We start from the raw sequence: 14,780 nt of genomic DNA, 5'->3' as shown, positions 1-14,780 counted from the left end.
TTTTAATATTTATAAAAACTTCCCACAACACGCCTTAAATTTCTCGCCACTGCCACACAGGCACGGCTGTTTGTTGGTGAGCATAACAGGCACGGTTGGGTCAAGAAAATACCACCGCTCATCTATCTTGACAAAAGCGGATAATTCATCATGTACCTGTTCGCCGTCCCCATTGTCAAAATAGGCTTTAAAATGCACTTGGGCGTGGCGTTTGCCGACTTTGTTATGGCTTATCACGTCAAGGCGTGTCCAGTTCATGCCGTCCGCCCATGCTTGCAAGGCGGATTTGTCAAGCCTATCTTGCTGGCTTGGCACGGTGGTGGCGATGATATAGTCCACATTTTTTAGATAAAAAGAGCCAAACCTTGACCGCATAAGATGCTCGGCGGTGGGGGCAGGTGTGCCGTCATGATAAGGCTGGCAGCACAACGCATAAGGGTTGCCCGAGCCACAATAACAATCCATCAGGCACGCTCACAGATTTTTTCTAATAGGCACTGCTGAGCATCATGAATGTCCGTGCCATCTTTGTCATGATGGACTTGGTTCCACTCACCACGCCCGTCTAGCTCCCACGCCTGCACGTTATCGCCAAGGTAGTTTATCAGCCCGTCTTCATAAATGCGTTTAAAGAGCTTCTCATCCAAAATCGGAAACGCCACTTCCACACGGTGTAGCAGGTTTCTATCCATAAGGTCAGCACTCGAACAGTAGAGCTTTTCATCGCCATCATTATGGAAATAATAGACACGGGTATGCTCCAAGAACCGCCCCACGATAGAGCGTACACGGATGTGTTCCGACAAGTCCTTGACCTGTGGACGCAGACAGCAGATGGAACGGATAATCAGGTCAATCTCCACCCCTGCACGGCTTGCTTCATAAAGCTTGTTGATGATACCACGCTCGGTGATGGCATTGCATTTTAGGATGATACGCCCTTTTTTGCCGTTTTTGACGTGATTAATCTCATCATCAATCAAGCGTATCAGCCCATCATGCAGGGTAAAGGGGGCATGCATGATGTGATGGGACGGCAATGGTCTGCCCATGCCTGTCAGCTGCCCAAACACGCCTGCCACATCGGCACAAATCTCTTCGTGAGCGGTAAACAACCCATAGTCGGTATAGGCTTTGGCGTTGCCAGCGTGATAGTTGCCCGTGCCTAGATGAGCATAACGGCGGATTTTGCCGTCTTCTCGACGCACGATGAGCATGAGCTTGGCGTGTGTCTTATAACCGACCACCCCATACACCACAATGGCTCCGGCATCGGTGAGCATATTGGCGACTGCGATGTTACTGGCTTCATCAAATCTGGCTCTAAGCTCGATGACGGCAGTCACTTCTTTGCCGTTGCGAGCGGCAGCGGCTAGGGCTTGAACAATCTCTGAGTTAGTCCCCGAGCGATAAATGGTCTGTTTGATGGCAAGCACATCAGGGTCATTTGCCGCCTGCCACAACAGGTTCACCACAGGTGTGAACGCATCAAAGGGATGGTGTACCAGCACATCTTTGTTTTTCATGACATTAAACATGGACGTGTTGTCTTTGGCGACCTTGACCGTCTCCATGCCCTTAAATGGCTTGGGGATGGCGTGCGTAAACGGGGTAAATTTTAGCTCAGGCTTATCAAAACTTGTCAGCATGCGAGTCAGGTTCACAGGACCATTGACCCGATAAAGCTGCGACTCATCAAGCTCAAACTCTTTTAACAGTAACTCATACAGCTCTTTGGGGCAGTTAGTGCTTACTTCCAAACGCACCTTATGCCCAAAACGGCGGTTATCAAGTTCACCTTCTAGTGCCTTGGCTAGGTCTTCGACATCATCGGACAAGTCAAGGTCGGCATTACGAGTCAGTCGAAACTGATGACAGCCGGTGACTTTCATACCCAAAAACAGCTCGCCCACATGCTCATGAATCACCGCTGAGAGCATGATATGATGGTCCCTGCCCCCTGTCAGCTCATCGGGCAGACGTATCACACGGGGCAGTGAGCGTGGGGCAGGCACGATGGCAAGCGACAAATCCCGCCCAAAGGCATCTTTACCTTCTAGACTGACGATAAAATTCAAGGACTTATTGACCACTCGGGGAAATGGGTGAGCAGGGTCAATGCTAATAGGGGTCAAGACAGGCAACACTTGATTAAAAAAGTACTCCCGCATCCACGCCTTTTGGGCATCGGTCAGCTCATGACGTTTAAGGTAGCGAATGTCCGATTTGGCAAGCTCGGGCAAGATGTCTTCATTTAAGATACGGTACTGCTCTTCGACCGCACGGTGTGCCACTTGGCTAATCTCTGCCAATAGCTCGGACGGTTTTCGCCCGTCCAAACTGCTTGACTTATCACCATTTTTCATTTTTTGGATAAGCCCTGCCACCCGAATCTCAAAAAATTCATCCATATTTGATGAAAAAATGGTCAAAAAGAACATACGCTCCAACAGTGGATGACGTGGATTGGTCGCCTGAGCCAGTACCCGAAGCTGAAACCGTAGCGTGGACAAATCACGATTGATAAAGCAGTCAGGGCTAAAATTACCTGATTCATCGATAATTTGTTCAATGTGGTGCAAGTCCGTCGGTGCAGGGGTCTGCCCGAGTATACTTTGCATGGCTTGATTTTCAATACTAGGAGCAGTGTCGGCATTTTGGTGCGTGACATTATCAGAGTTGGCTTTGGGCTTGCTGATTGGCTTGGCGGTCTTTGGGGCGTGTGGTGCGGTCATGGCTTTTCCTTTTAAACTTTTTAAAAATAAAATCTTTAAAATCACAAAACATACATCATCTATCTTATCATCATTTTATGAAAATTTGATAAAATTTTAAAGTCCCATTCTGCCATTTTGTCAATTCAAACACCTTTTATCACGGCGTATTTATCATTGTTTATTTTGTGGGGCGTGCCTGCCTTTTGTATTTGCAATGAAAAATGCCTATTTAAAAAAGCAGGGGAATCGCCCGTTTTTCAAGGAAAAAACTTGAGGCTGATAGTCGTTCTATCAGACAAGTTTTTATTATGAAAAACAATCCGACCACTTAATTTTAAAAAATTAAGTTAAAATCTTAAAAATTTACTTGATTAAGTGGTCGGATAGCCATTTTTCATGCAAAAACATATCTTTATTTCTAAAATATTTCTATATTGTAAATAGTGTTATAAAGGGCAGACACACCCTAAATTCATCTCAAATTTTCATTGCTTTTTTGTGTTTGATTGGTTATAATGACCGCTGTTTTTTGAGAGCCCTTCGTTTCCCAACTCACAAAGCAAGTAAAATCAAGCCTTTGGGCTTTTTATTTGTTCAACTCTCAAACGTAACTAAATAGGTTTTATATGACTACTACTATTAGCGCCAAACCCGCTGAGGTTGTACATGACTGGTATGTCGTGGACGCAGAAGGCAAAACACTAGGTCGCCTAGCTTCTGAGATTGCTTCTCGTCTACGTGGCAAGCACAAGCCATCGTACACCCCCCACGTTGATACTGGTGATTACATCATCGTCATCAACGCTGACAAAATCGCTGTTACTGGCAAAAAAGCTCAGGACAAAAAATACTATCGCCACACAGGCTATCCTGGCGGTATCAAAGAGACCAACTTCACCAAACTTCTTGCTCACAAGCCAGAAGACGTGCTACACAAAGCTGTTAAAGGCATGCTACCAAAAGGTCCTTTGGGCTATGCGATGATTAAAAAGCTAAAACTGTATGCGGGTACTGAACACCCACATGCCGCCCAAGCCCCAAAAGTACTAGACATCTAAGGAGATACACATGGAAAAGAATTACGGAACAGGTCGTCGTAAGACTTCTACCGCTCGTGTCTTCTTATCAAAAGGCACTGGTAACATCGTCATCAACGGCAAGAGCCTAGACGAATACTTTGGTCGTGAGACTTCTCGCATGGTTGTACGTCAGCCCCTAGAACTTCTAGAATCTGCTGACAAATATGACCTATACATCACTGTTACTGGTGGTGGTGCAAGCGGTCAAGCAGGTGCTATCCGTCACGGCATTACTCGTGCCTTGATTGAGTCAGACGAAACGCTAAAACCTGCTCTAAAAGCAGCTGGCTTTGTGACTCGTGACGCTCGTGAAGTTGAACGTAAGAAATTGGGTCTACGCAAAGCTCGTAAACGCCCACAATTCTCGAAACGTTAATTTTTGCGTTTTCAAAAAACTCTCGAACTTCGAGAGTTTTTTTATATGTGTTATTCTTGATTAAAATAACTTGATTTGATATAGATTTTTCATTGTTAGATAAATTCACAATTGATAAAAAATCTTGTTATTGATGTATGATAGAGATTCTTTATTTTAATCAATAGTAACAAAAAATTACATAAAGTTACAAATAAAGCTGAGTGTTTTAGTAGGCTTTGTCTAATTTTTATACAATCTTAAACTTTTTTGTAAATTCATGACAATTTTTATGGATTTTTTTCACAACTTTGTAAAAGAACGATTTATTTTATTACAAAAATAGCTTAAAATAGTCATGTTTAGAAAAATAGGCACAGCAAATGTGGTTTTTTTGATAAAACTGTTTTATCATAACCACACACCCAGTATGGGATAACCCCCATTCATTTTCTGGAGGAAGTTTTAATGAGCCATGCCGAAGGCGTGAATGTTAAACGCCGTAGAGTCCTGATTGCATCCACCGCCGCCATTGGTGCAGTTGGTGTCGGTGCAATAGCCACCCCATTTGTGCGTTCTTGGTATCCAAGTGCCAAAGCGGAAGCCGCAGGTGCCGCTGTCGTCACTGACATCGCCAGCATCGAAAATGGGCAGATGATTACGTTAAAATACCGTGGCAAACCTATCTTTGTTGTCAAACGTACCGAAGATATGCTTGCCAACCTAAGCAAGGTAGCTCCGAAGCTTGCCGACCCTGAGTCTAACGGGTCTGTACAGCCTGACAACTGCAAAAACGAAACACGTTCTATTCAGCCTGAGATATTGGTTGTTGAGGGCGTGTGTACGCATTTAGGTTGTGCCCCCATATTCCGACCCGAAGTTGGTGCGGCGGACTTAGGTGGTGCTGACTGGATGGGCGGTTTCTTTTGCCCCTGTCATGGTTCTATGTACGACTTAGCTGGTCGTGTTTATAGTAGCATGCCTGCACCTTTGAACCTACCTGTACCTATCTACAAGATTGAAGACACCATCTTGACCGTTGGGGAGGCATAACATGAGTATCGCTAAGAAATTTATGGGCTGGGTTGATGCTCGCTTTCCTGCGACAGAGACTTATGAATACCATATGTCCAAATACTACGCACCAAAGAACTTTAACTTTTGGTATTTCTTTGGCGTATTGTCCATGGTCGTACTTGTTAACCAATTGGTGACAGGTATTTGGCTAACCATGATGTTTAACCCCAGTGCCGAAGGAGCATTTGCTTCACTTGAATACATCATGCGTGATGTCAAAGGCGGTTGGCTCATTCGCTACATGCACTCCACAGGGGCATCCGCTTTCTTCGTGGTCGTCTATCTACACATGTTCCGTGGTCTGATGTATGGCTCCTATAAAAAGCCCCGTGAATTGGTGTGGATTATCGGCATGGCGATTTATCTGTGTCTCATGGCAGAAGGTTTCTTTGGCTATCTACTGCCTTGGGGCAACATGTCATTTTGGGGTGCTCAGGTGATTCTAAACCTACCTGCCGCCATTCCTTTTATCGGTGACGGTTTGGCTGAGTGGGTCAAAGGCGACTACATCATCTCAGGCATTACCCTAAACCGTTTCTTTGCCCTGCATGTTGTGGCAATTCCTTTGGTATTGGTTGGCTTGGTATTTATGCACTTAGTTGCCTTGCACCATGTCGGCTCTAACAACCCAGATGGTATCGAAATTAAGAAACTCAAAGACAAAAATGGCGTACCACTAGATGGCGTACCTTTCCATCCTTACTACACCGTACACGACATGGTTGGTATTGTGGTGTTCTTTATGTGTTTCTTTGCGGTGGTATTCTTCGCCCCAGAAGGTGGTGGTTATTTCCTAGAAAAACCCAACTTTGAAGTTGCCAACGCTCTAAAAACACCCGCTCACATCGCTCCTGTTTGGTACTACATGCCATTTTATGCCATGCTTCGTGCCACACCATCCATGTTCGGCTCTGCCCTACCTGGTGTGATTGTGATGTTTGGTGCGATTGCCATCTTGTTTGTCATGCCGTGGCTTGACCGCTCACCTGTAAAATCCATCCGCTACAAAGGTATTTTGTCTAAGATTGCATTGGCCATCTTTGTGGTGAGCTTTCTAATCTTAGGCTATCTTGGTGGGGTATCTTCTACACCAACAGGTACGCTTGTTGCTCGTATTTGTACCATTTTATACTTCTTGTACTTCATTCTCATGCCGTTCTATACCACCATGGAGACGTGCAAGCAACCACCCGAACGTGTCACAGGAGGAGGTCACTAATGAAAGCATTTACTCTAAAATCGCTTGGTGCTGGTCTCCTACTGGCAAGTGGCATGATGGCATCGTCATCTGCCCTAGCAGCAGGCGGTCATGGTTGTGGCGAGTTCACCGAAGCCGATGGTACCAAAGTCACCCTAGAATGTAGCAAAGCCCCCATTGACCTAACCAATAAAGGCTCGCTACAACGTGGTGCCCAAACGTTCATGAACTACTGCGTGGGCTGTCACTCAGCCCAGTATGTGCGTCATTCACGCATCGCCCAAGACCTAGAAATCCCACCAGAGCTCATGGAAAAATATCTCATGGTAACCACCGACCAAATCGGTGACCACGTGACCGCTGAAATTGACCTTGATACTCAGGCTCTATGGTTTGGTGCTGCACCACCAGATTTGTCATTAGTGACTCGTCTGCGTGGCGATGACTGGGTATACACCTACCTACTGTCATTCTACGAAGACCCAAGCCGTCCTTGGGGTGCTAACAACCTAGTGCTTGCCAATGCTGCCATGCCCCATGTGCTACACAACATGCAAAAAGAGCTTGGCAAAGAAGAGTATGAAGCTCGTGTGGGCGACCTAGTGAACTTCATGGCATGGATGGCAGAGCCTGTCCGTCATCAGCGTAAAATCTATGGTGCATTCGTGCTACTGTTCTTGCTTGTGCTACTCATTCCAGTATACCTACTTAACAAAGAATTCTGGAAAGACGTTAAATAAGCCAGCACCGACCAAAAAGACCGATACACATCGGTCTTTTTTATTGACAAAATTTACACACTTTTACCAAAATTTTTGTTACACTTAACACCCAAAAACAGACTCATTCATATCATGGCAGATTTTTCTCATCTTTTACCCACCCAGTTCCTACTCTATGGTGACGATGGCTATGACAGCCATGTGGTGCGGTTTTTGCTAGAAGAAAAGGGCGTGAATCATCAATTTGCCTACCTGCCTGATGAGCGACCCGAATATCTTGCCGAGCTAAATCCCTATAACACCTTGCCTATACTTGTGGGGCGGGATTTGGCATTGTATGAGCTGATGGTGATTTTTGAATACCTAGAAGAGCGGCACGGTGCCAATAAGCTACTGCCACCCACCCCCAAAGAGCGGGCAAAGGTGCGTCAGTTGGCTTGGCGACTGCGTCAAGACTGGCTCTCGCTTGGGCGGATTTTGATGACTCATCCCGATAGCTTTAACCCAGCAGAAGCGACTCATGCCAAAAAAACCTTGACCGATTCACTCATCACGCTCTCGCCCCTATTTGCTCGTCATGACTATTTTATGCAAGATGAATTTGGGCTGTGTGATGTGTTATTATTGCCACTTTTGCACCGTTTACCAATACTAGGCATTCATTTACCCGCCAAACTGTGCAAACCACTACTGGCATATCAAGCACGCCTATCGGCAAGAGCGAGTTTTCAAAAGACACTCATCACCCCTGCTGTTTATAGCGATGATGATTTTTAATAATTTAACATTCATCAATTTACTTTAACCAATAACAAGGACATAATCATGCTTACCCCAAAACGCCCCTACTTCGTCCGTGCCATGCATGAGTGGCTAACAGACAACGGCTTTACCCCCTATCTCATGACAGATGCCACCCACCCTGAGCTACTCGCCCCCACCGAATACGCCCAAGACGGCAAATTGGTGCTTGCCATATCTTACCAAGCCACCAATAATCTTTTGATTGACAATGACGGCTTATCATTTCAAGGGCGGTTTGGCGGGGTCTCAAAAGACATCTGGATACCCATGCAGGCAGTGGTAGGGATTTATGCCAAAGAAGATCCCAGCGAAGGCTTTTTCTTTGACCCCAGCGAATATGACGGCTACACCCCACCTGACGACCCTGATGACATAGACGATACTGACGATGACGGCGATGACGAACCACCCAAAAAAGGCGGGCATTTAAAATTTGTATAAAGTCATTTAACAAATTAAAGACGACTTAAAAATAAGGGCAAAATTGAACCGCACCCCAAAAGTTAGACACACTAACCTTTGGGGTGCTTTTTATGGCAAAATACACAACCGACTTTAAACTGTCTGTGATTGGGTATTATCTTAATCATCATGGCTACAAACAAACCGCCAAACACTTTAATCTAAACCACACAACCGTAGAGCTATGGGTTAAACTCTATCAAGCACATGGCATTGATGGCATAAAAAGACGACACACAAAGGCTGTCTATGACACAGATTTTAAGCTTAATGCCGTTCAAGCCATACAACAGGGCAAATCGCTTACACAACTTGCCATAGAGCTTAATCTGCCACAACCTTCTTTACTGTCAACTTGGTTAAAGTCCTACCAAGCCTTTGGTATAATGGGACTAATACCCAAACCCAAAGGCAAAAAAGCAATGTCAAACAAACACAACGCTAATAAAACCAAATCAACTTGGAAAACCAAACAAGACCACGAAAAAAGTGTGGATGATTTGCTTGATGAACTTGCCTATCTTAGAGCAGAGAATGACTATCTAAAAAAGCTAGATGCCTTAATTCGTCAAAAGGAACAATCAGTACAAACAAAGAACAAGTCCTGATCATCCAAGAATTAAGGCATAAGCACAAACTTGCTGACTTATTGGCAGTGTCAAACTTGCCAAGAAGTGTGTTTTATTACCACATTCGTCAAAGTACAAAGCCTGACAAAGACCTTGACTTAAAAGAACACATTAACCACATCTACCACCAACACAAGGGCAGGTATGGTTATCGTAGAATCACATCAGAGCTTAACAATCAGCTTGCCCAAAAAGGCATGGTCATTAATCATAAACGAGTGCAACGACTGATGGCTAAACTTGGACTCAAAGCATTGGTTCGTCGTCAACGTAAGTTTAATACTTACAAAGGCACAATGGGCAAAGATACCATTCAGGACAATATACTCAAAAGAGACTTTAAAGCAGACAAACCCAATCAAAAGTGGGCAACAGACATCACCGAGTTTAAAGTACAAGACAAGGCAAATGATGGCAGTGTCATTCAAAGAAAACTCTACCTATCGCCCATCATCGACTTGTTTAATGGTGAGATTGTCAGTTATACGATGAAGGACAGACCAACGTATGAGTTGGTCAAAGAGATGTTAAATGATGCCCTATCCAAGCTAAGCCAAGAAAAGATGGATGACAAACCCATCATTCATTCAGACCAAGGCTGGCACTATCAAATGCACCAGTATCAACAAACCCTAAAAGAACAAGGCTTAACCCAAAGCATGTCAAGAAAAGGCAATTGTTTGGATAATGCTGTGATAGAGAGCTTCTTTGGTACGCTAAAACAAGAGATATTTTATGAGACAACCACATTTACATCAACAGATGAACTTAAACAAGTGATTGATGAGTACATACACTACTACAATCATGATAGAATAAAGAGCAAATTAAAAGGACTAAGTCCTGTTAAGTACAGAAACTTAGTCCAATTAGGGTTAATACAACCACTTGCAACAACCTAACCTTTAATCTTATGTCTAAGATTTGGGGGTCGGTTCATATAACTACCGCCCTTATTTTAATTCAATTTATTCCAACGCCCAATCTCTCATATTTTTTGCCCTTTTAATAATCGCATAAAGCACACCCACCAATAATAACACAAAAACTCCCACAACAATCGCCACATTAATATTACCGTCCTTGATATATTCAAATACAAAGACCAATAAAAATAACGCAATCGGAGAAAATACATATAGCCCAAACCAGCCAATCACACTAATATAATGATAAACACCTGTCAAATCATATTCTTCCAAATCCGCCAATTCTTCATATTCACTCATTTCATAATAATCGCCCACTTCTGCTTTGGCGTGTCTGCTGGGTAATTTTATCAAATAAGCAAAACCCACCACCAATAATAGATAAATAACCACGCCCACATAAGACCCCATGACGAGCATCACAAAAGCCAAGAAAAATGTTACCACCGCCAATAAAATACATAACATTGACCAAGCAATACCGCCCTTGCCAATGCGTGCCTTGATTTGTTGTTGTTTTAATCTTTGAGCGGATAATTTATCATGTAATCGCTGTTTATAATCGGCATTCTTTTTATTAAATCTATTATGGCTTAAATCGTGTTGCCTTGTGTCATCTGCTGATTTGTCGGTATTATTGGCATTTTTAAATTTAATATTTAAAGGCTTTTTGGCTTTTTCTTTTTTATCATCTTCTATGATTTCAATATCACGAATGACCCGTTTATTTAAAAAGAAAAACACCAAAGACGGAATACCGAACAATATCAATGATGTGATAAATTCATAGATTTTCTTTTGTCTGTCATATTGAAGTTTGGCAAGTTGCTCATTAAAATCATATATCTTTTGTCCGTCCACTTCCATATCATATAACAGTCCGTCAGCATATAATACCGTTGCTGTTTGGTCTTTATAGGCATACGCTTTTTCACATTCATCATAATTATCATCAGAACAGTGTAATTTAACATCGCCAATGACAAAATAATAATGCGTGCGAGAATATTTACCACTGCCTGTTCGCACATATTCATATTCGGCAGGGACAGTGGCGGTAACGCTGGATAATTGTGATTTGTCCGTGATAAAGTCATCTTGGAATAATATGCCTGAATTAATGACAAAGCCATACGCCAAAGCAAAAATAGGCGTGGTAAAGATAAATTGATTATTTCTAATGGGCGGGTTTCTGTAATGATACACCGAAGATAAAATCAACACCACCATGATAATTACCACGAATATGTGCCAAAAACCCAATAGCAAATACCCACAAATCAGCAATAGCGACCATACCACCGCATTTAACCAAAAGAACATGATTGGCGTGATACTATCGATAATATCCAGTAATTCTTGTTTTAGTAAAATCATCTTTTGCATAGGACTGCCCCAAAAATTTGCCCCATTATACCCCATTTTGTCATGGTTTTATCACGGCTTTTACGCTATAATAATCGCCATTTTATCATTTTTAAAACAGGTACATCATGACAGCCAAACGCCAAATTCTTGTTACCAACGCCCTGCCCTACGCCAACGGCTCTATCCACATGGGACACCTTTTGGGCTATATCCAAGCCGATATTTGGGTGCGTGCCATGCGGTCTATGGGGCATGACGTGATTTATGTCTGTGCCGATGACGCTCACGGGACGGCGATTATGCTCCGTGCCGAAGCAAACGGTATCACGCCCGAAGAGCTAATCCAGAGCGTGCAAGTGGAACATAAACGAGATTTTGACCGTTTTGGCGTGTCCTTTGACCATTATGACAGCACGCACAGCGAAACGAACCGCAAGCACAGCGAAGCCATTTACCTTGCCAACCACAAGGCGGGCAACATCGCTGTCAAGCCCGTAACCCAGCTATTTGACCCCGAAAAAGAGATGTTCCTATCCGACCGCTTTATCAAAGGCACCTGCCCAAAATGCAAGGCGGACGACCAGTATGGGGACGCTTGTGAAAAATGTGGCACGACCTACAACGCCACCGAACTTATCAATCCACGCTCCACCCTAAGCGGTGCAACGCCTGTGGAAAAAACGTCCGACCATTACTTTTTTAAATTGCCAAACTTCACCGAATTTTTGCAAAAATGGACACGAGATGACGGACGACTGCCCGTCTCTATCGCCAACAAACTGGACGAATGGTTTGACGCAGGGCTTGCCGACTGGGACATCAGCCGAGATGCACCCTATTTTGGCTTTAAAATCCCTGACACGGACGACAAATATTTTTATGTGTGGGTGGACGCTCCAATCGGCTATATGGCAAGTTTTGAAAACTACTTGACCGCCCACCGCCCTGATTTGTCATTTGATGATTATTGGAAAGCGGACAGTACCGCCGAAGTGTATCATTTTATTGGCAAAGACATTGTCTATTTCCACGCCTTATTTTGGCCCGCCATGCTCTCTGGGGCGAATTATCGCACGCCCACGAGCCTATTTGTCAATGGCTTTTTGACCGTCAATGGCGAAAAAATGAGCAAATCTCGTGGCACATTCATCAAAGCCGAAACGTATTTGAACCACCTAAACCCTGAATATTTGCGTTATTATTTTGCGTCCAAATTGTCTGATAAAGTAGAAGACAGCGATTTAAATCTTGATGATTTTATCGCCAAAGTAAACTCTGACCTTGTCGGTAAAGTCGTGAACATCGCCAGTCGCTGTGCTAAATTTATCAATACCCAATTTGATAATAAATTGTCCGCTACCTGCACGGAGCCTGAACTTGTCAATAAATTTATCCAAGCTGGCGATAGTATCATCAAGCACTACGAAAGCCGTGAATTTAGCACCGCCATTCGTGAGATTATGGCACTTGCCGACCTTGCCAATCAGTACATTGACGACAAAAAACCGTGGGCGGTTGCCAAAGAAAACCCAAACAGCCAAGACGTCCAAGACATCTGCTCTGTGGGGCTAAACTTATTCCACAAAATCATGGTCTATTTATCGCCTGTGTTACCGACACTTGCCGAGCAATCAAAAGAATTTTTGAACGTGGATAGCATGAATTTTGATGAACGTTTTAATGTCTTAACGCATTCTATCAATGAGTTTAAGCCACTTTTACAACGCATTGACCCCAAAAAAGTGCAAGCCATGGTTGATGACTCAAAAGAAAACTTGCAACCCACCGACACCAAAAAAGCCAAACCAAACAAAAAAGAGAGTAAGCCTGTGGAAACTACCGACCAAAACGCCTTTATCGGCATTGATGATTTTGCCAAAGTTGAAATGAAAGTCGCCAAAGTACTTGAATGTAATCACGTTGAAGGGGCGGATAAACTATTGCAATTTACCCTTGATGTGGGCGATGTGAACGAACAAGGCGAAAAACAAACTCGCAATGTGTTTAGCGGTATTGCTAAGTTTTACAAGCCCGAAGAGTTGCAAGGTAAAACGGTGATTTGTGTTACCAACCTTGCCCCTCGTAAGATGAAATTTGGTGTAAGTGAAGGCATGATTTTATCGGCTGAAAAAGACGGACAATTGACCGTTGTGCTACTGCCTGATAGCATGGTGGCGGGGGCGACTTTGGCGTAAATTAAAGCATTTAAAAATTGCCACTATTTTTGTAGTGGCAATTTGGGGCGTGTCGAACATTGATAACATTATTTACAAAATATGATGAGAATTTAATACTTTCATTGATTTTTGCATGAAAAATGGCTAAATCTTATTTTTCATTGCAAATACCAACATTCAACACGCCCTAACGACAAAAGCGAAATCAATATGTTAAAAAATATCGCCATTCTTATTGATGCAGATAATGTCAGCCATCAAAAGATTGACTGGGTTTTTAATAAAATTGGCACACTTGGCACAATTACCGCCAAACGCATTTACGGTGATTTTACTAAGCCACATCTGTCATCTTGGGAAAGTGCCATTTTAAAATACGCCATTGAGAAAAAACATCAGACCAGTTATAGCACAGGCAAAAATTCTAGCGACCTTGCTCTTGCCATTGATGCGATTGATTTATGGCATACAGGCAGACATGATGGCTTTTGTATCATCTCATCAGACAGCGATTTTATTGGTTTAGCGTTACGCCTAAGACAGGGTAATATTCAAGTATTTGGTTTTGGCGAAAATAAAACCATCAAAGAATTCACTATTGCTTGTGATAAATTTTTTGAAATCCCAAGCGAACAAACTAATGACGGTATCACTACCAAAGCAATCAAAGAAGACAAAATCAATCAAGCCAATACTCAATCAAATACCAAGAAAAAAGCCGACTTAAAGCCCGATGATAAAATACAAGAGCCACCAAAACCAAAAATCAACCCATTAACAAGCGAGCAATTAAAAAAACGCACACTTCTTATCAATGCCATAAAAGATAGTATTGATAAGAATATCAACAAAATAAACGGATATTCAGAATTTAAAAAAGTTACACAATACTTGAATGCAAATTACCCAACGATAAAAGCCAGTGATTATGGTTATGCCAAATGGCGTTCATTGCTAAATCAATTGGATTTTTTTGAAATAAAAACTGTTGATGAAGTTCTATGCATCCGAACTAGAACTCCCCACATCACACCAATGAGACAATCAACACCCCAAATCAAATACATCACAAAACCTTTAAAGCATAAAATAATGCTCATGATTGATAAAGCTCCCGTTAAAGATAAGTATGGTTATACTGATTTAGATTACATTGAAGAACAGCTTAAAATTATGAATATTAATATTGAAGATTATCATTGCAAAGACATCAAATCGTTTTTAAGAAAAGCGGGTTGTATTTTAAAAGATTAAATTATCATT

Annotated in this window: 14 protein-coding genes; 11 read left to right on the top strand and 3 right to left on the bottom strand. The window is 42.8% G+C overall.

All coding sequences use genetic code 11. From position 1 onward, the window contains the following. Positions 1 to 9: 9 nt before the first annotated feature. Together AAHK14_RS08830 and ppk1 are read right to left on the bottom strand one after the other, a co-directional pair. Entirely contained in the window at positions 10 to 465 is a 456-nt protein-coding gene (locus AAHK14_RS08830; protein WP_065255914.1) for a YchJ family protein, read from the bottom strand. Then, positions 465 to 2,621, bottom strand: a complete 2,157-nt coding sequence (ppk1, locus tag AAHK14_RS08825) for a polyphosphate kinase 1 (protein ID WP_065255920.1) — start codon at positions 2,619 to 2,621, stop codon at positions 465 to 467. Before ppk1 ends, AAHK14_RS08830 begins: the two co-directional genes overlap by 1 nt. A 722-nt stretch (positions 2,622 to 3,343) precedes the next feature. Here ppk1 and rplM point away from each other — a divergent pair. The 9 genes from rplM (at position 3,344) to AAHK14_RS08780 (ending at position 9,945) form a co-directional block, all read left to right on the top strand. After that, positions 3,344 to 3,775, top strand: a complete 432-nt coding sequence (rplM, locus tag AAHK14_RS08820) for a 50S ribosomal protein L13 (RefSeq protein WP_062500903.1) — start codon at positions 3,344 to 3,346, stop codon at positions 3,773 to 3,775. Between the two features lie 10 nt (positions 3,776 to 3,785). Further along, on the top strand, positions 3,786 to 4,172 hold the full coding sequence (gene rpsI, locus AAHK14_RS08815) for a 30S ribosomal protein S9 (RefSeq protein WP_062500901.1): 387 nt from the start codon (positions 3,786 to 3,788) through the stop codon (positions 4,170 to 4,172). A 447-nt stretch (positions 4,173 to 4,619) separates the two neighbouring features. After that, entirely contained in the window at positions 4,620 to 5,204 is a 585-nt protein-coding gene (petA, locus tag AAHK14_RS08810; RefSeq protein WP_065255915.1) for a ubiquinol-cytochrome c reductase iron-sulfur subunit, read from the top strand. Positions 5,205 to 5,226: 22 nt separating this feature from the next. Further along, entirely contained in the window at positions 5,227 to 6,447 is a 1,221-nt protein-coding gene (locus AAHK14_RS08805) for a cytochrome bc complex cytochrome b subunit (protein WP_172823649.1), read from the top strand. Continuing rightward, positions 6,447 to 7,166, top strand: coding sequence for a cytochrome c1 (locus AAHK14_RS08800; RefSeq protein WP_065255916.1), 720 nt, complete (start codon positions 6,447 to 6,449; stop codon positions 7,164 to 7,166). Before AAHK14_RS08805 ends, AAHK14_RS08800 begins: the two co-directional genes overlap by 1 nt. 114 nt (positions 7,167 to 7,280) lie before the next feature. Then, positions 7,281 to 7,925 (top strand): glutathione S-transferase N-terminal domain-containing protein, encoded by a 645-nt coding sequence (locus AAHK14_RS08795; RefSeq protein ID WP_065255917.1) that lies wholly within the window; start codon positions 7,281 to 7,283, stop codon positions 7,923 to 7,925. 48 nt (positions 7,926 to 7,973) lie between these two features. Beyond that, positions 7,974 to 8,393: a ClpXP protease specificity-enhancing factor SspB gene (locus tag AAHK14_RS08790; protein ID WP_065255918.1), complete on the top strand. Its 420-nt coding sequence runs from the start codon at positions 7,974 to 7,976 to the stop codon at positions 8,391 to 8,393. A gap of 92 nt (positions 8,394 to 8,485) precedes the next feature. Continuing rightward, positions 8,486 to 9,022 (top strand): helix-turn-helix domain-containing protein, encoded by a 537-nt coding sequence (locus AAHK14_RS08785; RefSeq protein WP_065256690.1) that lies wholly within the window; start codon positions 8,486 to 8,488, stop codon positions 9,020 to 9,022. Continuing rightward, positions 8,995 to 9,945, top strand: coding sequence for an IS3 family transposase (locus AAHK14_RS08780; RefSeq protein ID WP_115246899.1), 951 nt, complete (start codon positions 8,995 to 8,997; stop codon positions 9,943 to 9,945). Before AAHK14_RS08785 ends, AAHK14_RS08780 begins: the two co-directional genes overlap by 28 nt. Before the next feature lie 66 nt (positions 9,946 to 10,011). Here AAHK14_RS08780 and AAHK14_RS08775 read toward each other — a convergent pair whose 3' ends face one another. Then, positions 10,012 to 11,349, bottom strand: a complete 1,338-nt coding sequence (locus AAHK14_RS08775; RefSeq protein ID WP_156065101.1) for a hypothetical protein — start codon at positions 11,347 to 11,349, stop codon at positions 10,012 to 10,014. A 116-nt stretch (positions 11,350 to 11,465) separates the two neighbouring features. On the opposite strand from AAHK14_RS08775, the gene metG reads away from it, so the two are divergent. Together metG and AAHK14_RS08765 are read left to right on the top strand one after the other, a co-directional pair. Then, complete coding sequence (gene metG, locus AAHK14_RS08770) at positions 11,466 to 13,535, top strand: methionine--tRNA ligase (protein WP_065255993.1); 2,070 nt, start codon at positions 11,466 to 11,468, stop codon at positions 13,533 to 13,535. Positions 13,536 to 13,727: 192 nt separating this feature from the next. Further along, positions 13,728 to 14,771: an NYN domain-containing protein gene (locus tag AAHK14_RS08765; protein WP_194092729.1), complete on the top strand. Its 1,044-nt coding sequence runs from the start codon at positions 13,728 to 13,730 to the stop codon at positions 14,769 to 14,771. Positions 14,772 to 14,780 lie beyond the last annotated feature (9 nt).

The organism is Moraxella sp. K1664, assembly GCF_039693965.1.
Taxonomy (GTDB): domain Bacteria; phylum Pseudomonadota; class Gammaproteobacteria; order Pseudomonadales; family Moraxellaceae; genus Moraxella.
The sequence above is the reverse complement of the archived record's forward strand: the minus strand, read 5'-3'. Positions and strand labels throughout refer to the sequence as shown.